The sequence below is a fragment of the Labrys methylaminiphilus subsp. lupini genome (genome assembly GCF_051161885.1).
Classification (GTDB): domain Bacteria; phylum Pseudomonadota; class Alphaproteobacteria; order Rhizobiales; family Labraceae; genus Labrys.
The window spans coordinates 1,135,815-1,161,610 of the sequence record NZ_JBMDIH010000001.1; the positions used below are offsets into that span (position 1 = coordinate 1,135,815).

General features: G+C 63.4%; 23 protein-coding genes. 18 read left to right on the forward strand and 5 right to left on the reverse strand.

Annotated elements, in window-relative coordinates; translation table 11 throughout:
* Positions 1-137: 137 nt before the first annotated feature.
* Complete coding sequence (locus ACN6KF_RS05270) at positions 138-419, forward strand: Rdx family protein (RefSeq protein ID WP_434955825.1); 282 nt, start codon at positions 138-140, stop codon at positions 417-419.
* 18 nt (positions 420-437) lie between these two features.
* On the opposite strand, the gene hemB is transcribed toward ACN6KF_RS05270, so the two are convergent.
* Positions 438-1,475, reverse strand: a complete 1,038-nt coding sequence (gene hemB / locus ACN6KF_RS05275) for a porphobilinogen synthase (protein WP_434955826.1) — start codon at positions 1,473-1,475, stop codon at positions 438-440.
* Positions 1,476-1,701: 226 nt separating this feature from the next.
* Here hemB and ACN6KF_RS05280 point away from each other — a divergent pair, with 226 nt between their 5' ends.
* The 9 genes from ACN6KF_RS05280 (at position 1,702) to thiL (ending at position 10,096) form a co-directional block, all read left to right on the forward strand.
* The gene (locus ACN6KF_RS05280; protein WP_434955827.1) at positions 1,702-2,109 is read left to right on the forward strand and encodes a DUF6163 family protein; all 408 of its coding nucleotides are present in this window, start codon (positions 1,702-1,704) and stop codon (positions 2,107-2,109) included.
* A gap of 291 nt (positions 2,110-2,400) precedes the next feature.
* A complete protein-coding gene (locus ACN6KF_RS05285; RefSeq protein ID WP_434955828.1) occupies positions 2,401-3,645 on the forward strand; it encodes a L,D-transpeptidase family protein in 1,245 nt (414 codons plus the stop codon).
* A 175-nt stretch (positions 3,646-3,820) separates the two neighbouring features.
* Positions 3,821-5,116, forward strand: a complete 1,296-nt coding sequence (glyA, locus tag ACN6KF_RS05290) for a serine hydroxymethyltransferase (RefSeq protein ID WP_434955829.1) — start codon at positions 3,821-3,823, stop codon at positions 5,114-5,116.
* Positions 5,117-5,239: 123 nt separating this feature from the next.
* The gene (gene nrdR / locus ACN6KF_RS05295; RefSeq protein WP_434955830.1) at positions 5,240-5,716 is read left to right on the forward strand and encodes a transcriptional regulator NrdR; all 477 of its coding nucleotides are present in this window, start codon (positions 5,240-5,242) and stop codon (positions 5,714-5,716) included.
* 102 nt (positions 5,717-5,818) lie between these two features.
* A complete protein-coding gene (ribD, locus tag ACN6KF_RS05300; protein WP_434955831.1) occupies positions 5,819-6,970 on the forward strand; it encodes a bifunctional diaminohydroxyphosphoribosylaminopyrimidine deaminase/5-amino-6-(5-phosphoribosylamino)uracil reductase RibD in 1,152 nt (383 codons plus the stop codon).
* 9 nt (positions 6,971-6,979) lie between these two features.
* Complete coding sequence (locus tag ACN6KF_RS05305) at positions 6,980-7,615, forward strand: riboflavin synthase (RefSeq protein WP_434955832.1); 636 nt, start codon at positions 6,980-6,982, stop codon at positions 7,613-7,615.
* Positions 7,616-7,869: 254 nt separating this feature from the next.
* Positions 7,870-8,397 (forward strand): 6,7-dimethyl-8-ribityllumazine synthase, encoded by a 528-nt coding sequence (locus ACN6KF_RS05310; RefSeq protein ID WP_434955833.1) that lies wholly within the window; start codon positions 7,870-7,872, stop codon positions 8,395-8,397.
* On the forward strand, positions 8,394-8,855 hold the full coding sequence (nusB, locus tag ACN6KF_RS05315; RefSeq protein WP_434955834.1) for a transcription antitermination factor NusB: 462 nt from the start codon (positions 8,394-8,396) through the stop codon (positions 8,853-8,855). Before ACN6KF_RS05310 ends, nusB begins: the two co-directional genes overlap by 4 nt.
* A 254-nt stretch (positions 8,856-9,109) precedes the next feature.
* A complete protein-coding gene (thiL, locus tag ACN6KF_RS05320; protein ID WP_434955835.1) occupies positions 9,110-10,096 on the forward strand; it encodes a thiamine-phosphate kinase in 987 nt (328 codons plus the stop codon).
* Between the two features lie 72 nt (positions 10,097-10,168).
* Here the strand turns inward: thiL and ACN6KF_RS05325 are convergent, their stop codons facing one another.
* Entirely contained in the window at positions 10,169-11,716 is a 1,548-nt protein-coding gene (locus ACN6KF_RS05325) for an esterase-like activity of phytase family protein (RefSeq protein ID WP_434955836.1), read from the reverse strand.
* Between ACN6KF_RS05325 and ACN6KF_RS05330 the strand changes: the two genes are divergently transcribed.
* From ACN6KF_RS05330 to ACN6KF_RS05350, 5 genes are all read left to right on the forward strand, one after another.
* Entirely contained in the window at positions 11,715-11,984 is a 270-nt protein-coding gene (locus tag ACN6KF_RS05330) for a hypothetical protein (protein ID WP_434955837.1), read from the forward strand. The two genes, ACN6KF_RS05325 and ACN6KF_RS05330, sit on opposite strands and share 2 nt — an antisense overlap.
* Before the next feature lie 159 nt (positions 11,985-12,143).
* Positions 12,144-14,294 (forward strand): sodium-translocating pyrophosphatase, encoded by a 2,151-nt coding sequence (locus ACN6KF_RS05335; RefSeq protein ID WP_434955838.1) that lies wholly within the window; start codon positions 12,144-12,146, stop codon positions 14,292-14,294.
* Between the two features lie 95 nt (positions 14,295-14,389).
* On the forward strand, positions 14,390-15,322 hold the full coding sequence (locus ACN6KF_RS05340) for a LysR substrate-binding domain-containing protein (RefSeq protein WP_434955839.1): 933 nt from the start codon (positions 14,390-14,392) through the stop codon (positions 15,320-15,322).
* A gap of 62 nt (positions 15,323-15,384) precedes the next feature.
* Positions 15,385-15,825: an NIPSNAP family protein gene (locus tag ACN6KF_RS05345; RefSeq protein WP_434955840.1), complete on the forward strand. Its 441-nt coding sequence runs from the start codon at positions 15,385-15,387 to the stop codon at positions 15,823-15,825.
* 226 nt (positions 15,826-16,051) lie between these two features.
* Positions 16,052-18,325 (forward strand): FdhF/YdeP family oxidoreductase, encoded by a 2,274-nt coding sequence (locus tag ACN6KF_RS05350; protein WP_434955841.1) that lies wholly within the window; start codon positions 16,052-16,054, stop codon positions 18,323-18,325.
* A 27-nt stretch (positions 18,326-18,352) separates the two neighbouring features.
* On the opposite strand, the gene ACN6KF_RS05355 is transcribed toward ACN6KF_RS05350, so the two are convergent.
* Positions 18,353-18,946, reverse strand: a complete 594-nt coding sequence (locus ACN6KF_RS05355) for a TetR/AcrR family transcriptional regulator (protein WP_434955842.1) — start codon at positions 18,944-18,946, stop codon at positions 18,353-18,355.
* 304 nt (positions 18,947-19,250) lie between these two features.
* Between ACN6KF_RS05355 and ACN6KF_RS05360 the strand changes: the two genes are divergently transcribed.
* The 3 genes from ACN6KF_RS05360 to ACN6KF_RS05370 are packed head-to-tail and all read left to right on the forward strand — an operon-like array spanning position 19,251 to position 23,060.
* Complete coding sequence (locus ACN6KF_RS05360; RefSeq protein ID WP_434955843.1) at positions 19,251-19,748, forward strand: (2Fe-2S)-binding protein; 498 nt, start codon at positions 19,251-19,253, stop codon at positions 19,746-19,748.
* On the forward strand, positions 19,745-20,803 hold the full coding sequence (locus tag ACN6KF_RS05365) for an FAD binding domain-containing protein (RefSeq protein WP_434955844.1): 1,059 nt from the start codon (positions 19,745-19,747) through the stop codon (positions 20,801-20,803). Before ACN6KF_RS05360 ends, ACN6KF_RS05365 begins: the two co-directional genes overlap by 4 nt.
* Positions 20,796-23,060, forward strand: a complete 2,265-nt coding sequence (locus ACN6KF_RS05370; RefSeq protein WP_434955845.1) for a xanthine dehydrogenase family protein molybdopterin-binding subunit — start codon at positions 20,796-20,798, stop codon at positions 23,058-23,060. Before ACN6KF_RS05365 ends, ACN6KF_RS05370 begins: the two co-directional genes overlap by 8 nt.
* A 97-nt stretch (positions 23,061-23,157) precedes the next feature.
* On the opposite strand, the gene ACN6KF_RS05375 is transcribed toward ACN6KF_RS05370, so the two are convergent.
* A complete protein-coding gene (locus tag ACN6KF_RS05375; protein WP_434955846.1) occupies positions 23,158-24,789 on the reverse strand; it encodes a phytoene desaturase family protein in 1,632 nt (543 codons plus the stop codon).
* A gap of 285 nt (positions 24,790-25,074) precedes the next feature.
* The gene (locus tag ACN6KF_RS05380) at positions 25,075-25,731 is read right to left on the reverse strand and encodes a MerR family transcriptional regulator (RefSeq protein WP_434955847.1); all 657 of its coding nucleotides are present in this window, start codon (positions 25,729-25,731) and stop codon (positions 25,075-25,077) included.
* Positions 25,732-25,796 lie beyond the last annotated feature (65 nt).

The window sequence follows — 25,796 nt, forward strand, 5'->3', positions numbered from 1 at the left end:
ATCGGCGAGATTACAGACTCGCCGCGATTCGGACAGCAAGCCTCGCCGCTCCGGATGGCAGGTCACTTAACCGCGAGCTTTTCCTGGCGCGGCTACGGGGATATCGTACAACTCCCGTTCTTGGTTCGAGACTCGTGATGCGTGACGGCAAGCCTAGTGTGACCATCGTTTATTGTCGGCAATGCCAATGGCTGCTCAGGGCGGCATGGATGGCCCAGGAACTGCTCTCGACCTTTTCCGAGGATCTGGGCGAGGTCACGCTGGTACCGGCCACCGGCGGCGCCTTTCGCATCGAGTATGACGGCCAGGAGATCTGGGAACGCAAGCGCGATGGCGGCTTTCCAGATGTGAAGGCGCTCAAGCAGCTGGTGCGGGACCGGCTCGATCCCGACCGCGACCTCGGCCATATCGACCGGTAGGGCTGCAAGCACGGCCTGCTATTTGCCGCGCAGATATTCGGCGGCGCGCGGTGCGAAATAGGTGAGGATGCCGTCGGCGCCGGCGCGCTTGAAGGCGGTGAGGCTCTCGATCATCGCCTTTTCGCCGTCGATCCAGCCATTCTGGGCGGCCGCCATGATCATCGCATATTCGCCCGAGACCTGATAGGCGAAGGTCGGACGGCCGAAGCTCTGCTTGAGGCGGGCGACGATGTCGAGATAGGGCAGGCCCGGCTTGACCATGATCATGTCGGCGCCTTCTGCGATGTCGAGTTCGGCCTCGCGCAGGGCTTCGTCGGTATTGGCGTAGTCCATCTGATAGGTGCGCTTGTCGCCCTTGAGCGCACCGGATGAGCCCACCGCCTCGCGGAAGGGGCCGTAGAAAGCCGACGCATATTTGGCCGAATAGGCCATGATCTGCACGTCGAGGAAACCGGCGGCATCGAGCGCAGCGCGGATGGCGCCGACGCGGCCGTCCATCATGTCGGACGGCGCGATGATGTCGGAACCGGATTCGGCCTGGACCAGGGCCTGGCGCACCAGCAAAGCGACGGTCTCGTCATTGAGGATGCGTCCGGCTTCCAGCAGCCCGTCATGGCCGTGCGAGGTGTAGGGATCGAGTGCGACGTCGGTCAGCAAGCCGATTCCCGGTACCTTGGCCTTGATGGCGCGGCAGGCCCGGCAGGTCAGATTCTGCGCGTTCAGCGCCTCGCTCCCGGTGGGATCGCGCAGGGAGGGATCGGTGTAGGGGAAGATCGCCACCACGGGAATGTCGAGGGCGGCGGCCCGCTGGGCCTCCTCGACGGCAATGTCGATGCTGACCCGGTCGACGCCCGGCATCGCTGCCACAGGAGTTCTGAGATTCTCGCCTTCCTGCACGAAGATCGGCCAGATCAGATCATTGGTGGTGAGCACATTCTCCTTCACCAGCCGGCGGGCCCATTCGCTCTTGCGGTTGCGGCGCGGGCGTTCGACCAGGTCGAGACGGTCCGAGGCGGAGGCGAGGGCTGATATGAGCGGGGTGACGGAGGAGGGCATCGCAGTCTCTTCGAATTGAACTTTGCACGGGTTTTATCACATCCAGGCAGGCGCAGGCATGTCCTCATGTCACACCCCCGCAGCTCGGAACGCACAGGTCAGGATTGCTGCTCCAGCCCGCCGGAAGGACGCTATTGGCTTGCAGCCGATTTGCCCTCGGCGGCGCACGCCGTTAGAACGGCCTCCAGCAATGACGACGCGCCCAAGACAAGAGTGATCCAAGGACATGAGCGATATCGAGTTTGACCGCGACGGCCCGCCCTATGGCGCCTATCTGTTGTGGTTCATGCGCGCCGTCGCCGTGCTGTGGATGGCCAAGGGTATCATCCATTGGTGCCTGATCCTCGGGATCGGCCAGGCCGATCCGGATCGTTTCCTCGGCATGCCTGTTCTCACCCAGAGCGCCGTGATCGTGTTTGCCGTGTTCGACCTGGTCGCGGCGGTCGGCCTGTGGATGGCTGCGACCTGGGGCGGGGTCATCTGGTTGATCGCTTCCGGCAGCTATTTCATCATCTCGTTGTTCCGGCCCGAAATTTTCGGACGGCAATATGCGATGATGACGACGATCGGCGTCTTGATCGTGCTCTATATCGGTCTTGCCTTTCTCGCCTCGCGCGAGCGGCGCCATCCGTGAGTGGCGATGAGCAGGCTGTTGCAACTATGTCACGCGGGCTTAATTCGCGCTCACATGGCGGTGATCGTGACAGGGCTTGCCACATTTGTCCCGGTTTTGCCGCTTTCTGGCGGTAGGGCTTCTCGCGAGTTTCCTATATCGGGATTGTGAATGGGGGATGTCGAGGCCTGATTTTGGTCTCGGTTCGTTTACCTCTCCCGTGTAAAGAGCTTCGTTAATTCATGGCCGCAGGAAATTACCGGTACGGTAGGTGTGTGATGCAAGCGGGCTTTGCTGCAGGATTGGAACAAGATGTCTGACTATTCTCGTCGTGGTTTTCTCTCCACTCTGGCCTTGGGCGCCGCTGCGACCGCATTGGCGCGTCCGGCTGCCGCGCAAGACTACGGCCTGGGCCAGATGGAGATGAAGGAACGCTACGATTCAGTGGCCAGCCCCATCGGGCAGGCCAGCAGTTCCTCGCCCACCTTCTCGGCCTATACCTTGCAGGCCACGCAGAACGCCCTGCAGAAATATAGCGAGATCGCTGCCCAGGGCGGTTGGCCGCAAGTGACCGGCAAGGGCCGCCTCCAGCTCGGCTCGCGCAGCCCCGACGTCGTCTCGCTGCGCCAGCGCCTGATCGCCTCGGGCGATCTGGCGCCTTCCCTCGGCGGCTCGCCCGTCTTCGATTCCTATCTCGACGGCGCGGCGAAGCGCTTCCAATCGCGCCACGGCATCCTGTCCAGCGGCGTCATCGGCGACACCTCGCGCGCCGCTCTCGCTATTCCGATCGATGTGCGCATCAAGCAGCTTCAGATGAACATCGTGCGCCTGCGCTCGATGGGCAATCTGGGCAACCGCTACATCATGATGAATATTCCTGCGACCGAGCTGGAAGCGGTCAACAATGGCGCGGTCGAGCAGCGTCACTCCACGGTGATCGGCAAGCCCGATCGGCCTTCACCGATCTTGTCGACCGTGGTGCAGAACATCAATTTCAACCCGTATTGGACGGTGCCGCTCTCCATCATCAAGAAGGACCTGATCCCTCTGATGCAGAAGGAGCCGAGCTATCTGGCTGATCACCACATCCGCATCTTTACGCCGCAGGGCCAGGAGATCACGCCCGAGCAGATCAACTGGAACACGGACGAAGCCACGCGCATGCGCTTCAGGCAGGATCCGGGCTTCGGCAATTCGCTCGGCCAGGTGCGCATCAATATTGCCAACCAGTATGGCGTCTACATGCACGACACGCCCTACAAGTCGGTGTTCGGTTCCGATTACCGCTTCGATTCTTCGGGCTGTGCTCGCGTGCAGGACGTCCGCGAACTGGTGGCCTGGATCTTGTCGGGCACGGAATATACCCGCGACCGCATCGACGAGGTGATCCGTTCGGGCGCGCAGACGACCGTGAACCCGACCGCCAAGGTGCCGGTTTTCTGGGCCTACATTACCGCTTGGGCGACGCCGGAAGGCTTGGTCGAGTTCCGCGATGACATCTACAACAAGGACGGCTTCGCCTCGCTTTCCGTGGTCACCAAGGAAGAGCAGGGCTGATCGGGGAACGCACTTTCAACCTCTTGAGATTTGCAACGCCGCAGCCTGTCTGCGGCGTTGTTGCGTTTCAGACCCACCTCTCCAGCTCTGACGCAACTTTGGTCGCTTGCAGACATGACTTTGCGACGTAAGTCCGTTATGTCGTCTGCCTCTTCTCCAACGAGGCCCGCCAACGATGAATGACGCCCGCTCCGCTTCTCTGTCGAACAGCTTCTTCGCCGCCGATCTCAAGTCTGCCGATCCGGAGCTGGCGCGGACCATCGATCTCGAATTGGGCCGCCTGCGCGACCATATCGAGCTGATCGCCTCCGAGAACATCGTCTCGAAGGCGGTCCTGGAAGCCCAGGGCTCGATCATGACCAACAAATATGCGGAGGGTTATCCAGGCCGCCGCTATTATGGCGGTTGCGAATTCGTCGACATGGCCGAGAATCTGGCAATCGAGCGCGTCAAGAAACTGTTCGGCTGCGCCTATGCCAACGTCCAGCCCAATTCCGGCAGCCAGGCCAATCAGGGCGTGTTCCTGGCGCTGATGAAGCCGGGCGACACCTTCATGGGCCTGAACCTCAATGCCGGCGGCCATCTCACCCATGGCTCGGCCGTCAATATGTCCGGCCGCTGGTTCAATGTGGTGCCCTACAATGTGCGTCCCGAGGACCAGCGCGTCGATATGGACGAGGTCGAGCGCCTCGCCCATGAGCACAAGCCCAAACTGATCATCGCCGGCGGTTCGGGCTATGCCCGCCATTGGGACTTCGCCCGCTTCCGTCAGATCGCCGATGCGGTGGGCGCTTATTTCTTCGTGGACATGGCCCATTTCGCCGGCCTGGTTGCCGGCGATGCGCATCCTTCCCCATTCCCGCACGCGCATGTGGCGACCTCGACCACCCACAAGACCCTGCGCGGGCCGCGTGGCGGCATCATCCTCACCAATGACGAGGAGATCGCCAAGAAGGTAAACTCGGCGGTGTTCCCCGGCCTGCAGGGCGGGCCGCTGATGCATGTCATCGCCGCCAAGGCCGTCGCCTTCGGCGAGGCGCTGCGCCCCGAGTTCAAGGCTTATGCAAAACAGGTAGTGGAGAATGCCGCTGCGTTGGCCGCCAATCTCAAGGGCAACGGCTTCGACATCGTCTCGGGCGGCACCGACAACCATCTGATGCTGGTCGACCTCAGGCCCAAGAACCTGACCGGCAATTTTGCCGAGAAGGCGATGGAGCGGGCCCACATCACCTGCAACAAGAACGGCATCCCCTATGACCCGCAGAAGCCGATGGTGACCTCGGGCATCCGCCTGGGCACCCCCGCAGCTACCTCGCGCGGCTTTGGCGTCAAGGAATTCCAGGAAGTCGGTGATCTCATCACCGAGGCGCTGGAAGGCCTGGCCAAGAACGGAGCCGACAACAATGGCGCGGTGGAAGAAGCTGTGCGCACCAAGGTCAACAAGCTGACGGGCCGTTTCCCGATCTACTGATCGCTGCCGGGAGCGCGGACAGCCTGTCCGCTTCCTGGAAACATATCGTGTGCGGTATAGGAAGTGCGGACATCGCGACATGCGAGCATGTCGTCGAGATGTCCGCGCTCCCGGGAATAATTCATGAAATGCCCTTATTGCGGCGCGCCCGACACGCAGGTGAAGGACAGTCGCCCCACCGATGACGGAACCTCGATCCGCCGCCGCCGCGTCTGTTCCGATTGCGGCGGGCGGTTTACCACCTTCGAACGTGTGCAACTGCGTGAACTGACGGTGGTGAAGCGTTCGGGCCGCAAGGTCACCTTCGACCGCGACAAGCTTTCGCGCTCGATCAGCACGGCCTTGCGCAAGCGGCCTGTTGACGAAGAACGCGTCGAACGGCTGGTCAATGGCCTGGTGCGCCAGATCGAGAGTCTCGGCGAGAGCGAGATCACATCCGAACAGATCGGCCGCATCGTGATGAAGGGGCTCAAGGCCCTCGACGACGTTGCCTATGTGCGTTTTGCCTCCGTCTATCGCAATTTCAGCGAAGCCAAGGATTTCACCGCCGTCCTGGATGAATTGAGCATCGAGGATGAGACGCGGGCAGACGAAGCGTGAGTTCGACCGGCAGGTGACGGCATGGCCGTGCTTTGCTTGCATGACGCGTGCGGCAAGCCTATCTGCTGTTTCGAACATTCAATGCCGGTTTGATGACGTCCCGTGACTATTGCCCTGCCCAATCCCGCCATCGACTCCTTGCGGCGTGACGAGCGCTTCATGCGGGCGGCGCTGGCGCTGGGGCGGCGGGGGCTCGGCAATACCTGGCCCAACCCAGCCGTCGGCTGCGTGATCGTCAGGCGGGTCGGTGACGCCGATGTCATCGTCGGCCGGGGCTGGACCCAGCCGGGCGGACGGCCGCATGCGGAGACCCAGGCGCTGGCCGAGGCGGGGCCTTTGGCCAAGGGCGCCACGGCCTATGTCACCCTCGAGCCCTGCTCGCATTACGGACGCACCGGCCCCTGCGCCGATGCCCTGGCGCGAGGCGGGATTGCGCGTGTCGTCGGCGCTTTGCGCGATCCGGACCCGCGCGTGGGAGGGCGTGGCTTCGACATGCTCCGGCGCTATGGGCTCGAAGTCCGTGAGGGGGTGCTGGCCGAGGAAGCCTTTCAGGCCCATGTCGGGCACATCACGCGCGTGACCTTCGGCCGGCCCGGGGTCACCGTGAAGATCGCCGTATCCGCGGATGGCAAGCTGGCCGGTCCCGGTGGACGGCCGGTGCGCATCACCGGTGAGGAGGCGAGCGCCCATGTCCACATGATGCGGGCCCAGAGCGATGCCATCGCCGTCGGCATCGGCACCGTGCTGGCCGATGATCCGATGCTCACCGTGAGATTGCCCGGCATGGCCGCCCAGTCGCCGGTAAGGATCGTCTTCGATTCAAAGCTCCGGCTCCCGCTCGCCTCGCGACTGGTGCAGACGGCGCGCCAGGTACCCGTATGGGTGCTGGCCCGTGCCGATGCACCGGTTGCACCGGAACGGACCCTGGTCGAGACGGGCGTTGAGGTGATGCGGATCGGCTGCTCGGCCTTGCCGCCCGGCGAGGGGGCATCCCTCGATCTCGGCGAGGCCTTGCGCCTGCTCGGCACACGCGGCGTCACGCGCCTCCTGGTGGAGGCCGGGCCCCGGCTGGCGGCCGGACTGGTCGAGGCCGATCTCGTCGAGGAATTCGTGCAGTTCACCTCGCCCGAACCGATCGGCGAGGGGGTAGTAGCTCTGACACCACAGCTTCAGGCGAAAATCGACGGGCAATTGCCCAATCTCGCCGCACGCATGGTCGGACATGATACGATGACCATTCAACGCAGGAACTGAAGGCCCACCATGTTCACCGGCATCATCACCGACATAGGCGAGATCGTCGCGCTGGAGGATCACGGTTCCGCCAAGCGCATCACGTTCGCCTGCTCCTATCCTTCCGACACCATGACGGTAGGGGCCTCCATGGCGGTGGCCGGCATCTGTTTCACTTTGACCAGCCTGGCGCTGCGGCCGGGCGGCGATACGCTCTTCACCGTCGATGCTTCTTCCGAAACGATCGGGCGCACCACGCTGGCCTCCTGGCGCGTGGGCCACAAGCTCAATCTCGAGCGGGCGCTCCGGATCGGGGACGAACTCGGCGGGCATATCGTTTCCGGGCATGTGGACGGGGTCGCCACCGTGCTGGATCGCAAGGACCAGGACGGCACCTCGCAATTCACTTTCCGCGCCCCTGGCGATCTGGCGCGCTTCATCGCCCAGAAGGGATCGCTGGCGCTCGACGGTACCTCTTTGACCGTCAACAGGGTAGACGGGCAGGATTTCGGCGTGATGATGATCCCCCATACGCTGTGCGTTACCACCTGGGGGAAGGTGCGGGCGGGGGACGAGATCAATATCGAGATCGATACCATGGCGCGCTATGCCGCGCGGCTGGCGGATGTCGGCACGGAGCGCTGGAGCGATCGCGCGGAAGGCTGAGACAGGCTCCGCGCCGCCATGCTTTGCGGTCACATCCCTCCTGCTCAAAACCGGCTTCCCCTTTTCGGCATGATGCTCTAGAGCAAAGCGCGTTCATGACTGAACGCTTGTTTACTCTAGTTTTTCGTTCCGACACGCCTTTGCGATTCGAGACGCTTCCGTCTCATCGCAAAACGCTCTAGGAACGCCGTCAATCCAGTTGTTTTCGGGCAGTCTTCCCTAGGCCTGCCTTTTCCTCCGAGACGAGATTTCCCATGGCCGGTCCCAGGCGTGTATCCAGTTCTTCCGCTCCTTCCTTCGAGAACACCGACTCCGGCCTTGGTGGCCCGCTGCCACCGCATATCCTGATCGTCGAGGCCCGGTACTACGAAGAAATCGCCGACGGCCTGCTCACCGGCGCAACCGGCGCCATCAAGGCGGCCGGCGGCAGCTTCGACGTGCTCACCGTGCCGGGCGCCCTGGAAATTCCCTCAGCCATCGTGATGGCCCTCGATGCCGCCGTGCAGCGCGGCCGGGCCTATGACGGCGCGGTGGCCCTCGGCTGCGTGGTGCGCGGCGAGACCACCCATTATGACATCGTGGCCGGCGAAAGCTCGCGCGCCTTGATGGACATCTCGGTGCAACGTGCCCTGCCGCTCGGAAACGGCATCCTCACTGTCGAGAATGATGAGCAGGCCCGGGTCCGCGCCAGTATTGCTGAAATGAACAAGGGCGGCGGCGCGGCCGATGCGGCCTTGCACATGGTTGCCCTGAAACGCCGCCTGCATGGGGTGGAGGCATGAGCCGGGCCCAGAAACGCTCCGCTGCGCGCCTTGCCAGCGTGCAGGCGCTCTACCAGATGGACATCCGCGGCAGTAATGTCGTCGAGGTGCTGGCGGAGTTCGAAAACCATTGGATCGGCCAGGAAATCGACGGCGTTGAATATTCGCCTGCCGAGGAGAGCTTCTTTCGCGACATCGTCGGCGGTGTCGTGCGTGAACAGCGCGATATCGATCCCAAGGTCGACCAGGCCCTCGCCGATGGCTGGCCGCTCAAGCGGGTGGATGCCATTCTGCGCGCCATCCTGCGCGCCGGCGTCTATGAACTGCTGCACCGCAAGGACATTCCGCCGAAGGTGACGATCTCCGAATATGTCAGTGTCGCGCATGCCTTCCTCGACCGCGAGGAGGCCGGCATGGTCAATGCCGTGCTCGACAAGATCGCCAGGGCCGAACGCAACGACCATCTCCAGGCTTCCTGATCCAGAGCAAAACGCGTTCATGACTGGACGCTTATTTGCTCTAGTGCCAGGTTTCCAAGCCAATCCAACGGATTGGCTGAAATGTCTTTGCGATTCTAGCGGACTCCGTCAAATCGCAAAACGCGAAGCAGAGTTTCCCGGCCGGGCCCACGGACGGGCCTCGCCGGGAAACTCTGCAAATGTTTGATATCTTGCGGATTCCTCTTGATCGAGCCACGGGCACGATCAAGAGGAATCCGCTTGGGGGTGCTCGCATGACGCGGCTCACCGAAGACCAGTTGATCAGCCGTTTCTTCGCCCCGCTCGCGACCCATCCCGGCGCACGCGGACTGACCGATGACGCGGCGACGCTGAGCGTACCGGCGGGGGCGCATCTGGTTGTCACCACCGATGCGCTGGTCGCCGACATTCATTTTCTTGCCGATGACGATCCCGATCTCATCGCGCGCAAGGCCTTGCGCGTGAATCTCTCCGACCTGGCCGCCAAGGGAGCGCAGCCCTATGCCTATACGCTCTGCCTGGCTTTGCCGCCCGGCTGGCGCGAGGACTGGCTGGTTCGTTTTGCGGAGGGACTGGCGGTGGATGGTCAGGAATTCTCCTTCGCTCTGCTGGGAGGCGACACCGTCAAGACCACGGGGCCGTTGACGATCGCCGTCAACGCCTTTGGCCTGGTGCCCTCCGATCACATTCCCCGCCGGGACGGTGCACGGCCGGGCGACAACCTGTATGTCAGCGGCTCCATCGGCGATGGGGCTCTGGGCCTGCTGGCGCGCCGCGGAGCCCAAGCCTTGGCGGGGTTGTCGGAGCTGGAGCGCGATTATTTGGCCAGGCGCTACCTCCTGCCACAGCCGCGCACGGCTTTGGCGCCGGCGGTGCTCTCTCATGCATCGGCCTCGATGGATATTTCGGATGGCCTCGTCGGCGATCTCGCCAAGCTGCTGCGGACTTCCGGGGCGTCAGCCGATCTCGAACTCGGTGTAGTGCCGCTTTCACCGGCCGCCCAGGCGGCATGCAAGCTCGACTCGGACCTGCTGGAAACGGCCCTCACGGGGGGCGACGATTACGAGATCCTCTGTGCAGTGCCTTTCGAACAGCGCGTTGCCTTCGAGGCGGCAGCACAGGAGTCCGGCGTGCCGGTCACGCCGATCGGTACGGTGACATCAGGCCACCGCGCCCCGAGATGGCTCGACGACGAGGGTGAGGAACTTCACTTTGCCCGGGGCAGCTTCAGCCACTTCTGAAGCCGCCGGAGAGATAAGTTAGGCCGGGCTCCCTCTCGCGATTCGAGAGAGGGATGGACCCTATTTTCATTCTCACTTTGCCGTCAGAGCCTTGGCGAGATCTTCAGGCAGGGTCAGACGATAGGCCAGCACCAGGGTGTCGTTGGTGAGACCGGCATCATAGCTCTGGCCCTTCATCACCCCCTTGCGGGTGAGAAAGTCGTTGTCGTTGCCGACGAACAGGAAAGCGTCGTTCGGAGCGGCCGGATCGAGGGCCGGCACCAGCGTCATGGCTTCCCACTTCTCCGACAGCGTGAGATCATTGGATTTGGCGTTGTCGATGTTGAGGCCGAACTTGCCGAGCTGGGTGGCGTTCAAGAGGTTGACCAGCACCTGCGAGCGGGCAGGGGTGATGGCAGTGTCCAGGACGTTGCGCTCATCCTTGGCGGGCGCGATCGGCTTGGTGCCGGTTTCATAGTCCGTGCCCGCGAGGTTGGTGGCGCCGCTGGTGTCGACCACCAGGATGGCCTTGAACATTTCGGGGTTTTTGCAGTCGCAGCCATGGCCGGCGCCATCACGCGCCAGTAGCAGGAAGCGATGATCGTCGAGCGCTACCATCTCGCTCTGGGCCGCGGTGCTGTCGATCTTGCCGTCGCCCTTCTTGGAATAGACCGGAAGCTCGATCGCATAGACGGCCTTGGGGGTCTTGGGTAGCGGGTCGGAGGCCACGTCGTAGACATAGATGCGCGTGGTGGCGCGGTTCGCCTGGTTCTTGCTGGCGGAGCTGTCCTGCAGCGTGCCGCTCTGTAGCACGGCATAGAGTGTCTTGCCGTCCGGTGTCAGCGAGATTGCTTCCAGGCCCTGATTGTTGCGCCGGCCGGTATCGGGCGCGTCCATCGAGGTGAAGTTGATCTTGCCCTTCTTGGTGGGAGTGAGTGCCGGCCCGGGCGGGATGAGGCCCTTCAGCCTGCCGTCGGCACCGAACAGATAGACAGCCGCTGCATATTCGTCCCCGACATAGAAGCTGCCGTCGGAGCGGTAGGCGATCGACTCGGCGTCGAAGGACAGGGAGCCGGCGCCAAGCGCTCCGGCCGGCGGCACGGGCAGGGTATAGCCATTCATCTCGACGGTGTTGTCGGCGGGATCGGCGCCTGTCGTCGGCTTGCCGTCGAGGCCGGTGAGGAAGGCGCCCTTGTCGTCGAGTGGCTTGAGTTCGATCTGCTCCTGCGAGGTCGCCGCAGTGGGCAGAGTGGGGCCGGAATAGGGCGTGAAGGCTAAATCAAAGGCGAGGACACGGCCCTGATAATCGAAGAACAGGCCCTTGTCGGGATTGTTGTAGCCACGGTCCGGCAGGGACCGAAGCTGGCCCTTATAGCCGTTGGCGGTCTTGCTCCAGCTCTTGGGATCGATCGTCATGGAGGAGAAGGAACCGAGCGTATCGCCCTTTTCGTCCTTGAGGTCGGCGCTCAGCCGGCCGACGCCGACCAGACCGTGATTGACGAAGCTGCCGCCGGCGAAATCGATCTTCTCCTCGCCCGGGGCGGAGGAAACGAAAGGTTCCTTGACGACGAGTGGCTCGGCCGCGGCCAGCGTCGGCAGAACCGAGAGGGTGGTGAGGAGGACGGTCCGGAGAAGGCGCATGAAAATCTCGCTTGGTGGCCAGAACGCCGGCGCGCCAAGAGAAAACGCGCCTTTATTCTCGGTCTTTGTTGTTTCGATGAGTCTTCGCGATTTCGGCGAGGGAGCCAAATCGCAAGACACGTCAGCGTGGACTTCCTTGGCAAGAGCCGATGACAGGGGCGTGACAGTTTTCCGGCGGGTGACGCACCAGGAGGTTCTTCGAAAGAAACCTGGGATCTTTGAAAGAACTTGCCGCCAACGCACTGCGTCGGTTGCGCTGCCCGTGTGATTTTGGCAGCATCGCGGCAATCCGGACAATCAAACGGCTCCGGTGGGAGGATTCGCCGCACCTGCAATATCCTGGCCTTCGATACGAAGGGCAGGCGTGGTTCGTTCGTGCGATTTGTTCAGCGGCTTGTGAGAGTAAAGAACAAGGAAAATATAGTCCATGCTTTCTCTGTGGGTCATTATTGCGTGCGGGGCGCTTTCCCTCGTTTACGGAGTCTGGGCATTCCAGTCGGTGATGGCGCAGCCTGCCGGCAATGCCCGGATGCAGGAAATCGCCGGTTACGTGCGCGAAGGCGCGCAGGCTTACCTCAGGCGCCAATACATCACCATTTCCGGTGTCGGTATCATCATCTTTGCCCTGGTTGCCTATTTCCTTTCGATCCCGAGTGCCATCGGCTTCCTGATCGGCGCGGTGCTCTCGGGGCTTGCAGGCTTCATCGGCATGAACATGTCGGTGAGGGCCAATGTCCGCACGGCACAAGCCGCGATGAACTCGCTGGGGCAGGGGCTCGAAGTCGCCTTCAAGGCCGGCGCGGTCACCGGCATGCTGGTAGCCGGTCTCGCCTTGCTGGGTGTCTCTGTCTACTACTATGTGCTGACCGGGCCGATGCAGCTCTCCTTCGCTGATCCCAAGCAGGCGCGCGAGATCATCGATTCGCTGGTGTCTCTCGGCTTCGGCGCCTCGCTGATCTCGATCTTCGCCCGTCTGGGCGGTGGTATCTTCACCAAGGGCGCCGATGTCGGCGGCGATCTCGTCGGCAAGGTCGAGGCCGGCATCCCCGAGGATGATCCACGCAACCCCGCCACCATCGCCGACAATGTCGGCGACAATGTCGGCGATTGTGCCGGTATGGCCGCCGACCTGTTCGAAACCTATGCGGTCACCGTGGTCGCCACCATGGTGCTGGCGGCGATCCTGTTCGCCGGCACGCCGGTGCTCTCCAATGTGCTGCTCTATCCGCTCGGCATCGGCGCGGCCTGCATCGTCACCTCGATCATCGGCACCTTCTTCGTCAAGCTCGGTGCCAACCAGTCGATCATGGGCGCACTCTACAAGGGCTTCATCGCTTCGGCGGTACTGTCGGTCGGGGGCCTGGCCGTTGCCACGCATTTCCTCATCGGCTGGGGTTCGATCGGCACCATCGCTGGGCATGATGTCACCGGCACCGCTCTGTTCGCCTGCGGCATCGTCGGCCTGCTGGTAACCGGCCTGATCGTCTGGATCACTGAATATTACACGGGCATCGGCTATCGGCCGGTGCGCCAGATCTCGCAGGCCTCTGTCACGGGGCACGGCACCAACGTCATCCAGGGCCTTGCCGTCTCGCTCGAAGCGACGGCGCTGCCGACCATCGTGATCGTCGCGGGCATCATCGCGACCTACTCGCTGGCCGGCCTGTTTGGCACCGCCATCGCAGTGACGACGATGATCGGCCTCGCCGGCATGGTGGTGGCGCTCGACGCATTCGGCCCCGTTACCGACAATGCCGGCGGCATAGCCGAAATGGCCGGCCTGCCCAAGGAAGTCCGCAAGTCGACGGATGCACTCGACGCCGTCGGCAATACCACCAAGGCCGTGACCAAGGGCTATGCCATCGGTTCGGCCGGCCTCGGCGCCCTGGTGCTGTTCGCCGCCTATACCTCGGACTTGACCTACTTCGCCGCGAACTCGACACAGTATCCCTATTTCGCCGGGGTGCAGCCGAACTTCTCGCTGGCCAATCCCTATGTGGTGGTCGGCCTGCTGCTCGGCGGCCTGATCCCTTATCTGTTCGGTGGTATCGCCATGACTGCCGTGGGCAAGGCAGCCTCGGCCATCGTCGAGGAGGTTCGGCGTCAGTTCCGCGAGAAGCCTGGTATCATGCAGGGTACCGACAAGCCGGATTACGGCAAGGCGGTTGATCTTCTGACCCGCGCTGCCATCAAGGAGATGCTGGTCCCCTCGTTGCTGCCGGTGCTCTCCCCGATCGTGATCTATTTCCTGGTTCTGTGGATCACCGGCTCGAAGTCCGACGCCTTCGCTGCCGTGGGCGCCATGCTGCTCGGCGTGATCGTCACCGGCCTGTTCGTCGCGATCTCGATGACGGCGGGCGGCGGTGCCTGGGACAATGCCAAGAAGTCCTTCGAGGATGGCTTCATCGACGCCAACGGCACCAAGCACCTCAAGGGTTCCGAAGCCCACAAGGCCTCGGTGACCGGCGATACGGTCGGGGATCCCTACAAGGATACGGCTGGTCCCGCCGTCAATCCGGCGATCAAGATCACCAACATCGTCGCGCTGCTCCTGCTCGCCATCCTGGCCCATCACTGAGTTTTTGCGATAGATTATGGTCGTGTGGGGGAGGGCATTGCCCTCCCTCATTCGTTTTGAAATGGCCGAAGCCGCGGCCAGAATGGTTCTGACCGATGATCGAGACGCGTCTCCTGCACCAGTTCGTCGTCCTCGCCGAGGAACTGCATTTCCATCGCGCCGCCGAACGCCTGCATATGGCCCAGCCGCCGCTCAGCCAGGCCGTGCGCAAGCTGGAGGAGAAGGTCGGCGCACGTCTGTTCACACGCAGCAATCGGCATGTCGCCTTGACCGAGGCGGGGGTCGCGTTCCTGGAGACGGCGAAAGCGTGCCTGGCAAACCTGGAGCAGGGGGCTTTGCGGGCACGCCGGATCGAGGCGGGGCTGACCGGCCGGCTTGCCATCACCTTTGTCGGCACGGCCCGTCGTGACCTGGTTCCGTTGGCACTGCGGACGTTCCGCTCCCGTTTCCCGGATGTGGAACTCATTCTGCGCGAGGCGACAACGGCCAAGCAGATCGAGACCTTGCGAGGCAAGCAAGCCGATATCGGCTTCATGCGCTGGCCGGGGGTTCCTGCCGACGATATCCATTTTGAGCGAATCGAGCGGGAGCCGGTCCTGGCTGCCTTGCCCGACGATCATCCCCTTGCGACTGGTGCGGCGATAAGGCTGGAGCAATTGGCCGGGGAAGGCTTCATCATGACCCCTCGCAACGAGGGGGTGAGCTTTCACGACCAACTGATCGCCTTATGTCGCCACGAGGGATTCGAGCCGCGCATTACCCAGGAAGCCTGCGAAATGCAGACCGTCGTCGGCCTGGTTGCAGGCGGCCTCGGGGTCGCGCTGGTGCCGGCCTCGGCCTGTCAGGAGAACCGCAAGGGGGTGGTTTTTTGTCCGATCATCACTGCCGCACCGGATGAATTGAGCTATATGGACATGATTCTCGGTTGGCGGGCCGATATTGCCTCGCCGATCCGCGATAGCTTCGTTGAAGTTGTCAGGCAGGTGGCAAAGCTTGATACTCAAGAGGTATCAATCGCTCATCTATAATATATTTTACATTGATCGCCGAGTGACCAAAATCGCTTCCGAGTTGAGTTGGAGCGGTTGCCATGAATCTTCAGACCACGGACCGACGTGATGTCCTGAAATTTGCGACGGCTGCCGTAGCGACGGCCTTTGCCCTCCAGACCGGCTCCAGTGATGCCCGAAGGAGCAAGAATTCGATGATCTATCAATTGCGCATCTACGAGATATTCGAGCACAACAAGGCGGCTTTTCATGCCCGCTTTCGCGACCATGCCATCCGCATCATGAAGACCTATGGCTTTGACTTCGTCTCGCTGTGGGAGACAGCCACGCCAGAGCGGACGGAATTTGTCTACCTGCTGCGTTGGCCGGATGCTGCGACCATGAAAGCGAGCTGGGACCGCTTCATGGCCGATCAGGAGTGGCAGCGTATCAAGGATGAAACCGCGGCGCGTGACGGCAAGATGGTGGGCGCTATCGAAGACCGCGCCATGCAGGCTGTCGATTACGCACCCCAGATCTGAGGGGCTGAAATCGTCCGGGAACGCAGGCGTCTTCGCCTGCCTTCTCAGTGCCCCCAATGGGCCGTCGGCGAACGCCTTTTTATGTTGGTTGACACGATGAGGAGAACGCGCAAGCTGGATCGGGGTTGAGCCGAGACAATCCGGGAGGCTCCTCGATATGCGAGGGCTGCCTGGCTGGCCGCGACCCGCGACGATCCAAATGGGATACATAGGAGCGGAGGGACATATGGCCCGCAAGCGCGACGTTCCTGGCATCAGGCCGTATGACAGCCCCGCCGGCGGCTGGGGCGCACTCAAGGCTACGGCAGCGGCCGTGCGCACGCAGATGGAAGTGCTCGAAGCGCCGCTGACCTTCTTGCGGATGAACCAGCCGGAGGGTTTCGACTGTCCCGGCTGTGCCTGGCCGGACAAGGAGCACAGCTCGACTTTCCAGTTTTGCGAGAACGGCGCCAAGGCCGTGACCTGGGAGGCGACGAGCAAGCGCGTTACGCCTGAATTCTTCGCCGATCACACGGTGACCGAACTCCTGGGCTGGAGCGACTATCACCTCGAGAACGAGGGCCGCCTTACCCACCCGATGGCCTATGATTCGGAGACGGACACCTATCAGCCGATCGAGTGGGACGATGCTTTCGCGCGTATCGCCGCTGCATTGCACGCTCTGCCCGATCCGAACATGGCGGAATTCTATACCTCCGGCCGCGCCTCCAACGAGGCCGCTTTCCTGTTTCAGCTCTTCGCCCGCGAATTCGGCAGCAACAATTTCCCCGATTGTTCCAACATGTGCCACGAGGCCACCAGCGTCGGCCTGCCGCAATCGATCGGCATCGGCAAGGGCACGGTCTCGCTGGAGGATTTCGACCATTGCGAGCTGATCCTCTCGCTCGGGCACAATCCGGGTACCAACCATCCGCGCATGATGGGAACGTTGCATGAATGTTCGCGGCGTGGCGTGCCGATCGTCGTGTTCAACCCGCTGAAGGAACGGGCGCTAGAGCGTTTCGCCGACCCCCAGAATGCCATCGAGATGGGAACCTTCGGTGCCACGCGGATCGCCTCTTCCTACTATCAGGTCAAGGTCGGCGCGGACGCCGCAGCCCTCAAGGGGGTCATGAAGGCCTTGGTCGAGATGGACGAGGCCTCGGGCAACCAGGTGCTCGACCACGACTTTATCGCCGCCCACACCCGCGGCTTTGCCGAGTTCTCCGCCGATCTGAAGGCGACGTCCTGGGACGCCATCGAGGCCATCAGCGGTTTCGGCAAAGCCCAGCTCGGTGACGTTGCCGAGGCCTATGCCCGTTCCAATGCTACCATTGTCGCCTATGGCATGGGCATCACGCAGCACAATCGGGGAACCGCCAACGTCCAGCAGATCGCGAACCTCCTCCTGCTGAAAGGCAATTTCGGCAAGCCGGGAGCCGGCATCTGCCCCTTGCGCGGCCATTCCAACGTGCAGGGCAACCGCACGGTCGGCATTACCGAAAGACCCAACACACCGTTGTTCGAGGGCATCGAACGTACCTTTGGCTTCAAGCCGCCGACGCATCACGGCCATGATGCGGTGGCCACCATGGAAGCGATCGACGCGGGCACCTCGAAAGTCCTGATCTGTCTGGGCGGCAATTTTGCCGTCGCCATGCCGGACCCCGAACGCTGTCACGCCGCCATGCGCAAGCTCGACCTTGCCGTGCATCTCGACACCAAGCTGAACCGCTCGCAACTGCTCGTCGGCAAGCACTCGATCATCCTGCCGGTGCTGGGACGGACCGAGCGCGACATGCAGGCGAGCGGGCCTCAGGCTGTCACGGTGGAGGATTCGATGTCGATGGTGCATGCCTCGCGTGGCAGGTTGCCGCCGGCATCGGAGCATCTCCGCTCCGAGACGGCCATCGTCGCCGGCATGGCCATGGCGACGCTGCCCAACAGCAAGGTCTATTGGGCCGAGATGGTCGCCGATTACGATCTCATCCGTGACGCCATCGAGAATGTCCTGCCGGATTTCAAGGACTACAATCAGCGCATTCGCATCCCCGGCGGCTTCCGCCTGCCCCTACCGCCGACCGAGCGAATCTGGCCGACCCCGTCGGGCAAGGCCGAGTTCCTGCCCTTCAAGGGGTTGGAAGAGGACCCAGCCAGCGCCGATACCAGCATCCTCAAGCTGGCGACCATACGCAGCCACGACCAGTACAACACCACGATCTATGGCTTGAACGACCGCTATCGCGGTGTGTTCGGCCGGCGCGACGTGTTGTTCGTGAACGCGGATGATCTATCCCGATCGGGCCTGGAGCATGGCGATCTCGTCGAGGTCGAGACAGCGCTGCCGTCGGGCGAACCTCGGCGCCTCAGCCTCACGGCCATTGCCTATGATATCGCCCGTGGCTCGGTCGCGGCCTATTATCCCGAAGCCAATGGGCTGGTGCCTCTCGACTACAAGGATGAGGAAAGCGGTACGCCCTCCTACAAATCCGTGCCGGTGCGGATCCGGAAGGCAAGTTGATCGGCAGAAGGCTCCCCGATCGGATACTCACCCTGCCTTTGCAGCTCCAACGCACAGGCCGTCGACGAAAACGTCGACGAGTCGCTGTACCGCTTCCAGCCAACCGGGATGGTCGCGCATGTAGCACATGCCCACCAGGGCCCGCAGCAGGTCTTCCGGCGCGACGTCCGTCCGCATCTGGCCTGCGGCAATGGCGCGGTCCAGGAGGGCGCCGAGCGCCTTGGTCAGGCGATCGAAGGAATAGGCATAGAGTTCGGATGGTGCATAGGCGGCGAGCGCCAAGGCCGTCAGCATGCCTTTCTTGGTGGCGACCAGCTGGACATTGGCATGCAGCCAGCGGCGGACGGCATCGACCGGCTCCATCTCGTCCTTCAGCTGCTCCGCCAATTCGCTCAGATGGTCCACCTCTTGCCGGTAAACCGCCTCGAACAGTGATTCGCGGGTAGGAAAATGGCGGTAGAGCGTGCCGATGCCGACTTCCGCCTGCCTCGCGACCGCTTCCAGGCTCGCCCCGGATCCCCCCAAGCTGAAGACGGTCTTGGCGGCCGCCAGCAGCCGCTCTCGATTGCGGATCGCATCGGCGCGCGGTCTGCGGCTTGTTTTCTCGGTTCGCTCCACCATCTGAATTCAGTCAGCCTGCCTCTTGCAAAACGGAGGATCCCTCCGTATAAATACAGCATGAGCATCAAATCAGACAGATGCTTTCCAATCAAATCGATGCCCGATCCCGTTGGGCACCCCGTTTGCATCCGGCCGCCCAGATTGTGTCTCGCGGCTTGAAGCCCGGAGTTCGATCCATCCGGATCGCGCTCCTCCGGAGACTCTGAAGAGACAAGCGCTTTTCGATCCGAGGAATCGGCCACACCCAAAAGCGCTTTGCTCTTGGCAGCCTCGACAGCCAGAAATCAGTCGATTGGAGCAGTGTATGACTTTCTCCATTAGCCTCACCGTGAACGGTGAGCAACGTCACGTCGAACTCGACGATCCCAGGGTGACGCTTCTCGACCTCCTGCGGGAGCGCCTCGATCTCACCGGCACCAAGAAGGGCTGCGACCGCGGGCAATGCGGCGCCTGCACCATTCTAGTCGATGGCCGCCGTATCAATTCCTGCCTGGCACTTGCCGTCAGCCATGATGGTGCGGAGATCGAAACCATCGAAGGCGTAGCACAGGGCGACCATCTTCACCCCATGCAGGCGGCCTTCATCACCCATGATGGTTTTCAATGCGGCTTCTGCACGCCAGGCCAGATCATGAGCGCGATCGGCCTGATCCGCGAGGGCCAGGCCGGGGAGGATCCCGAGCGTATCCGCGAGGGCATGAGCGGCAATCTGTGCCGCTGTTCCGCCTATGCCGGTATCACCGAGGCCGTTCTGGAAGCCCACCATGTCCTCGCCGAGAGCGGACGGAGGAAATCGGCATGAAGAGCTTTGATTATGTGAGGCCGGCGACGATCGCCGATGCGGTTGCGGCGGCCTCCCAGCCTGGCGCTGCCTTTCTTGCCGCCGGTACCAATCTCCTCGACCTGATGAAGACCGGCGTGAGCCGTCCCGACCGGCTCGTCGACGTCACCCGCCTGCCGGATCTCGGACGGATCGACTGGCTTCCCGACGGTGGTGTCCGGATCGGTGCGCTGGTGCGCAATGCCGACCTTGCCCATGATCCGGCTTTCGCAAAAACCTATCCTGCGGTCGCCGAGGCTCTGCTGTCGGGCGCATCCGGGCAGTTGCGCAATGCGGCTACGGTCGGCGGCAATCTGATGCAGCGCACGCGCTGTGCCTATTTCTTCGACGTTACCGGCGCCTGCAACAAGCGCGCGCCGGGTTCCGGTTGTGATGCCCATGGCGGCGAGAATCGCCTGCACGCGATATTGGGCTGGAGCGAGGCCTGCATTGCCACGCATCCATCCGACTTCTGCGTGCCGCTGGCGGCTCTTGGCGCGGTGGTGGAAATCGAGGGCAAGGCAGGGGCTCGCGAGATCTTGCTTGCGGATCTGCATCGCCTGCCGGGTGAAGCGCCGGAGCGCGATACCGCTCTCGACGCCGGCGATCTGATCGTGGCAGTGCGGCTGCCCGCCGATGCCGCCCTCTTTGCCGCCCATGCACGCTATCTCAAGGTTCGCGAGCGGACGTCCTATGCCTTTGCCGTGGTGTCGGCGGCGGCAGCCTTGCGCCTCAAGGACGGTGTGATCGAAGCGGCTCGGCTGGCGCTCGGCGGCGTCGCGGCAAAGCCGTGGCGCTCCAGCGAAGCCGAGGCGATCCTGGTCGGCTCGGCGCCGGACGAAGCCGCCTTCCAACGCGCGGCACAGGCGGCTCTCGCCGAAGCGAAGCCCTCGGGCGACAATGAATTCAAGATCGAACTGGCGCGCCGCACGCTCGTGCGCGCCTTGGCCGAAGCGGCCGCCGGCACGCCGGATCGCGTTCCTGCTCTGCCAGGTTCTCCCTTCTCAACGCAGCCCGGAGCACGCCGAGATGCCTGAACCCGTCACGCCCGACCTCAAGCTCAACCGTGCTCCGGCTCATGTCCGGCACGGTTCCAATATCGGCCAACCCCTGACGCGCCGCGATGGCGTCCTCAAGGTCACCGGGGCCGCGCGCTATGCGGCCGACAATCATCCTGCCGGCATGCTCTATGCCGTAACGGCTGTGGCGCAGATTGCCCGCGGCCGGGTTGCCTTTCTCGACATCCAAGCCGCCAAGGGCCATCCGGGCGTGGTGGAGGTGATGACATCAGACCACAAGCCCGCCTTGGCGCAGGATCCGGATGCCAAGGACCATCCCTTCATGTTCCGGCTCGATCTCCTGCAGAACGATCGCGTGCGCTATGCTGGCCAGCCGATCGCAGTGGTGATCGCGCAATCGCTGGAAGCGGCTACGGAAGGCGCCGCGCTGCTGGCGCCGCGCTACGAGGCCGAGACGGCGCGAGTTGGGCTCGACGGCGACAGTTTCGTGCCGTCGGCCGTGGGCGTCGGCAATCCGTCGCAAGCCATTCATGGTGATATCGAGGCCGGCTTTGCCAAGGCGGACAGCCAAGTGGAAGCCGTCTACGAAACCCCTGCCCAGTATCACAATCCGATCGAGCCGCATGCCATCGTCGCGCATTGGCAGGGCGACACCCTGTCGATCGATACGCCCAGCCAGGGCATGGCGATGGCGCAAGGCCGCATTGCCGGGCTTTTCGGCATAGCTCCCGACAAGATCCACATCCGCAGCCCGTTTCTCGGTGGCGGCTTCGGCTGCAAGGGGCTCGTTTCCGGTCCCCAGATCCTGGGGATCATGGCCGCCCGCCTGGTCGGCCGGCCGGTGAAGCTCGTGCTGAGGCGCGATCAGATGTACGGGCCGGTGGGTCATCGTGCCCCGACCCGCCAGACCTTGCGACTCGGAGTTGCCAAAGACGGGACGCTGACGGCGCTGGTCCATCACGCCCTGACGGCCTCGTCGACCTTCGACGATTTCTTCGAGCCAGCGGCCGGTGCCTCGCATGCGCTTTATGCCAGTCCCGCCATCGCCACCACCTATGACGCCGTGCGGACGGATACGGGAACGCCGCTGTTCATGCGTGCGCCCGGCGAGGCCTCCGGCTCCATTGCCCTGGAAAGCGCGATGGACGAGGCGGCCTGGGCAAGCGGTATCGATCCGCTCGAGTTCCGGCTCAGGAACTATGCGGAGATCGAGCCAACCACTGGCAAGCCCTTCTCCTCCAAGGCCCTGCGCGAATGCTATGCCGAAGGCGCCAAGCGCTTCGGCTGGGCCGGTCGGCCGCTTGCTGCCCGCCAGATGCGCGATGAGGCCGGCTTTCTAGTCGGCTGGGGCATGGGCACAGCGATCTTCCCGGCCTTGATGTTCCAGGCCGAGGCGCGGGCCGTGATCCGGCAAGACGGTTCCGGCCTGATGGAAACCGGCGCCCATGACATGGGGCAGGGCGCCTGGACTGCCCTGGCCCAGATCGCCGCCGATGGCCTGGGGCTCGATCTCGATCGCGTGGAATTCCGCGCCGGCACCTCGGATCTGCCGGATGCGGGCATCGCAGGTGGCTCAGCGCATACGGCCACGGCCGGCTCTGCGATTCATGAGGCTGGCGCGGCGGTAATCGCCAGGCTGGCCGAACTGGCTGTAGGCGATGAGCGCTCGCCGCTGTTCGGGGCCGGCAATGCCGGTGTGATCGCCCGCGAGGGGCGGCTCTTCCGCCGCGACGACGAGAGCCGCAGCGAGAGCTATGGCGACATCCTCGTCCGGGCGGGGCTGTCGGAGATCGAGGCTCGGGGGCGCAGCAGCGCCGATCCGGCGTCGCAGGCCAATTATGCCATGCATGCCCACGGCGCAGTTTTCGCCGAGGTCAAGGTCGATCCCGAGCTCGGACAGGTACGTGTCAGCCGCCTCGTCGGCGCCTTTGCCGCGGGCCGGATCGTCAATCCGCATCTGGTTCGCAGCCAATATCTGGGGGGCATGATCTGGGGCGTGTCCTTCGCCTTGCACGAGCATGCGGTTGTTGACCACCGTTCGGGGCGGATCATGAATGCGGATCTCGCCGAATACCACGTGCCCGTCAATGCCGACGTGCCGTCCCTGGAGGCCATCCTGGTCGAGGAGCACGACCCACATGTGAACGCGCTCGGCATCAAGGGCGTCGGCGAGATCGGCGTCACCGGTACGGCGGGCGCGGTGGCGAATGCCGTCTGGCATGCGACCGGCAAGCGCGTGAGAAGCTTCCCGATCGCCATCGAGGAGTTGTTGTGATCGCGGCTGCGTAACGGCTCACAGCACCGTGGGCAATTACGTGGCTCAGTGATGGGTGGCGGGGCGTCTGGCCGCCACCGCTACCACTACCACTCAATCAGACCCGGTCGCAGAGCATCTCCCGAGCGGCGTTGTGGCCTGGGGCGCCCGTGACGCCGCCGCCGGGATGGGTGCCGGAGCCGCAGATATAGAGCCCCTTCACGGGCGTGCGGTAATCGCCATAGCCAAGCATGGGCCGGGCCGAGAACAACTGATCGAGCGACAATGTACCGTGGAAGATGTCGCCGCCGACGAGGCCGAACACCCGTTCGAGATCGAGCGGCGTCAGCACCTGGCGTCCAAGCACGCTCTGCTTGAAGCCGGGTGCGTAGCGTTCGACCGTGTCGATCATCAGGTCGGCGACTTCCTCGCGATGAGCATCCCAGCTTTCGCCGTTCGGCAGTTGCGGTGCCACATATTGGCAGAACAGGCTGGCGACGTGCTGGCCCCGGGGCGCAAGCGTATCATCGAGCGTGGAGGGGATCAGCATCTCGACGATGGGCTGCCGGCTCCAGCCATGGCGGCGGGCCTCGAGAAAGGCATCTTCCATGTAGTCGAGGCTCGGCCCGATGATGATGCCGGCAGTGTGGTGGACACCTTGTTCGCGTCCCGGCAGGGCGGTGAAATCAGGCAGCTCGGAGAGCGCCACGTTCATGCGCAGCACGCCCGAGCCGCATTTGAAGCGTCTGATACGCTGCAGGAAGTCGGCCGGTACGGCGTCTTCGGGCACGATCTTGTCGAAGAGCAGGCGCGGTCCGATATTGGCGGCGACGGCTTTGGCGCGGATGACGCGGCCATCTTCCAGCTCGACACCGGCCGTAACGCCCTTTTCGACGATGAGCCGGTGGACCGGGGCGTCCGTCTCGATCTCGGCGCCGGCCTCGCGGGCAGCCTTGGCCATGGCCTGGGTGATGGCGCCCATGCCGCCGATGGCGTGGCCCCAGGCGCCCTTCTTGCCGTTCACCTCGCCGAAGACGTGATGCAGCAGCACATAGGCCGAGCCCGGCGTCGAGGGGGCGGCATAGGACCCGACGATGGAATCGAAGCCGAACAGCACCTTGGCCTCGGGGCTCTCGAACCAGCCGTCGAGATAATCGCTCGCCGATTTGGTGAAGAGGTCGAGCAGGACGCGGCGATGGTGCATGTCGAGCTTGGACAGGCGGTGGCCAAGTTTGCCGGCGCGCAATAATTCCGGCAGCGAGCCGAACCAGCCATCGTCAGAGACGTTGGGAGGCGTCTCCAGGATGAGATCGCGCAGCACGTCGGCGATGGTGTCGATCTCGTCGCAATAGGCCGGGAAGCGGGCGGCGTCCTTCTCGCTGAACTTGGCGATCTCGGTCTGGGTGCGGCCTTCGCCCGAGAGGATGTAGCGCCCGTCGGGGAAGGGAAAGAAATTGGAGGCTTGGCGCTCGACCACCTTGAGGCCGTGGCGTTCCAGCTCCATGTCCCGGATGACCTTGGGATTGAGCAGGCTCACCGTGTAGGAGGCCACCGAATTGCGAAAGCCCGGATGGAACTCCTCCGTCACCGCGGCGCCGCCGACAACGGAGCGGCGCTCCAACACCTTCACCCTTCGGCCGGCCCGGGCGAGGTAATAGGCGCAGGTCAGGCCGTTGTGGCCACCGCCGATGATGACCGCGTCATAGGGAGCGTTCGCGCTGCGGACCGCGGGCGTAGATGCGTCAGCCAATTCTTCGAAGCCTTTTTGTTGTGACGCTGCGGCTGGGACCGCGGGCGTCTCGTCCGCTCGTTCTTATGCGGCATGCGCAACGCTTCCAAGGGCCGGTCGTCGCAATCGACGAACACATGGCTGCGACGTCCATGGTCCCGGGCGCCATGCCGTCCGGTTTCCTAGAGCAAAGCGCGTTTAGACGGAAACGCTTGTTTGATCTAGCTCTTTGGTTCCAAGCCAATCCAATGGATTGGCTTGAGCGTCTTTGCGATTCTTGGCGTGACCGCCAAATCGCAAAACGCTTTAACCGCGCGCGGCTTCGAGTATGTGTTTGCACTCGCCGAGTTCCAGCAGCACCGTCTGCAGCCGCCGGCGACGTTCGTCGCTCAGCGACAATCCGCTGCCGCTTTCGGCGCGAGTGGCCGGGGGCGGTGCAGGGCGCGGCTCGGCTCGCATGGGCGGGCCTGCGAGAGACGACAGCGGCAGCGAGGCCTGGGCCGATGGTGACTCATAGGTTTCGGGCTCGTCGTCGAAAACCGGCTCGACTCGATCGTCGGCCTCATCGTAATCGCCCGCGGGATCAGCGGGCGCAGCGGCCTCCGCTTCGGGCCATTCGGCCCGCTCGCGGCGACGCTCTTCCTCGTCCGCCCGTGGGATCACGGCGACGGGCGGCACATAATCCTCGTTCTGGGCCCGGCCGATCTCGATCACATGCCGATTGCCGCGCTCCTTGAGGATGCGCTGGACACCCTTGATGGTGTAGCCCTCGCCATAGAGATAGTAGCGAATGCCCTTGAGCAGATCGATGTCGTCGGGGCGATAATAGCGACGCCCCCCGCCGCGCTTCAGCGGCTTGATCTGGCTGAAACGGGTTTCCCAGAAGCGCAGGACGTGCTGGGGCAGGTCTAGATCTTCGGCGACCTCGCTGATCGTGCGAAATGCGTCAGGTGCTTTTTCCATGCTGCCGGACTCCCGAGCGGAAAGCGGCGAATCGTGCCTTTCCACTATCACTCGTCCGATTCTGT

What these genes read in the sequence shown, in the direction of transcription:
- ACN6KF_RS05370 (WP_434955845.1), top strand. Translation starts at nt 20,796, where the DNA reads ATGCCTGAACCCGTCACGCCCGACCTCAAGCTCAACCGTGCTCCGGCT.
- ACN6KF_RS05380 (WP_434955847.1), bottom strand. Translation starts at nt 25,731, where the DNA reads ATGGAAAAAGCACCTGACGCATTTCGCACGATCAGCGAGGTCGCCGAA.
- hemB (WP_434955826.1), bottom strand. Translation starts at nt 1,475, where the DNA reads ATGCCCTCCTCCGTCACCCCGCTCATATCAGCCCTCGCCTCCGCCTCG.
- ACN6KF_RS05335 (WP_434955838.1), top strand. Translation starts at nt 12,144, where the DNA reads ATGCTTTCTCTGTGGGTCATTATTGCGTGCGGGGCGCTTTCCCTCGTT.
- ACN6KF_RS05305 (WP_434955832.1), top strand. Translation starts at nt 6,980, where the DNA reads ATGTTCACCGGCATCATCACCGACATAGGCGAGATCGTCGCGCTGGAG.
- ACN6KF_RS05350 (WP_434955841.1), top strand. Translation starts at nt 16,052, where the DNA reads ATGGCCCGCAAGCGCGACGTTCCTGGCATCAGGCCGTATGACAGCCCC.
- ACN6KF_RS05345 (WP_434955840.1), top strand. Translation starts at nt 15,385, where the DNA reads ATGAATCTTCAGACCACGGACCGACGTGATGTCCTGAAATTTGCGACG.
- ACN6KF_RS05285 (WP_434955828.1), top strand. Translation starts at nt 2,401, where the DNA reads ATGTCTGACTATTCTCGTCGTGGTTTTCTCTCCACTCTGGCCTTGGGC.
- ACN6KF_RS05270 (WP_434955825.1), top strand. Translation starts at nt 138, where the DNA reads ATGCGTGACGGCAAGCCTAGTGTGACCATCGTTTATTGTCGGCAATGC.
- ACN6KF_RS05280 (WP_434955827.1), top strand. Translation starts at nt 1,702, where the DNA reads ATGAGCGATATCGAGTTTGACCGCGACGGCCCGCCCTATGGCGCCTAT.
- ACN6KF_RS05340 (WP_434955839.1), top strand. Translation starts at nt 14,390, where the DNA reads ATGATCGAGACGCGTCTCCTGCACCAGTTCGTCGTCCTCGCCGAGGAA.
- ACN6KF_RS05360 (WP_434955843.1), top strand. Translation starts at nt 19,251, where the DNA reads ATGACTTTCTCCATTAGCCTCACCGTGAACGGTGAGCAACGTCACGTC.
- ACN6KF_RS05325 (WP_434955836.1), bottom strand. Translation starts at nt 11,716, where the DNA reads ATGCGCCTTCTCCGGACCGTCCTCCTCACCACCCTCTCGGTTCTGCCG.
- nusB (WP_434955834.1), top strand. Translation starts at nt 8,394, where the DNA reads ATGAGCCGGGCCCAGAAACGCTCCGCTGCGCGCCTTGCCAGCGTGCAG.
- ACN6KF_RS05365 (WP_434955844.1), top strand. Translation starts at nt 19,745, where the DNA reads ATGAAGAGCTTTGATTATGTGAGGCCGGCGACGATCGCCGATGCGGTT.
- glyA (WP_434955829.1), top strand. Translation starts at nt 3,821, where the DNA reads ATGAATGACGCCCGCTCCGCTTCTCTGTCGAACAGCTTCTTCGCCGCC.
- ACN6KF_RS05310 (WP_434955833.1), top strand. Translation starts at nt 7,870, where the DNA reads ATGGCCGGTCCCAGGCGTGTATCCAGTTCTTCCGCTCCTTCCTTCGAG.
- ACN6KF_RS05355 (WP_434955842.1), bottom strand. Translation starts at nt 18,946, where the DNA reads ATGGTGGAGCGAACCGAGAAAACAAGCCGCAGACCGCGCGCCGATGCG.
- ACN6KF_RS05330 (WP_434955837.1), top strand. Translation starts at nt 11,715, where the DNA reads ATGAAAATCTCGCTTGGTGGCCAGAACGCCGGCGCGCCAAGAGAAAAC.
- thiL (WP_434955835.1), top strand. Translation starts at nt 9,110, where the DNA reads ATGACGCGGCTCACCGAAGACCAGTTGATCAGCCGTTTCTTCGCCCCG.
- nrdR (WP_434955830.1), top strand. Translation starts at nt 5,240, where the DNA reads ATGAAATGCCCTTATTGCGGCGCGCCCGACACGCAGGTGAAGGACAGT.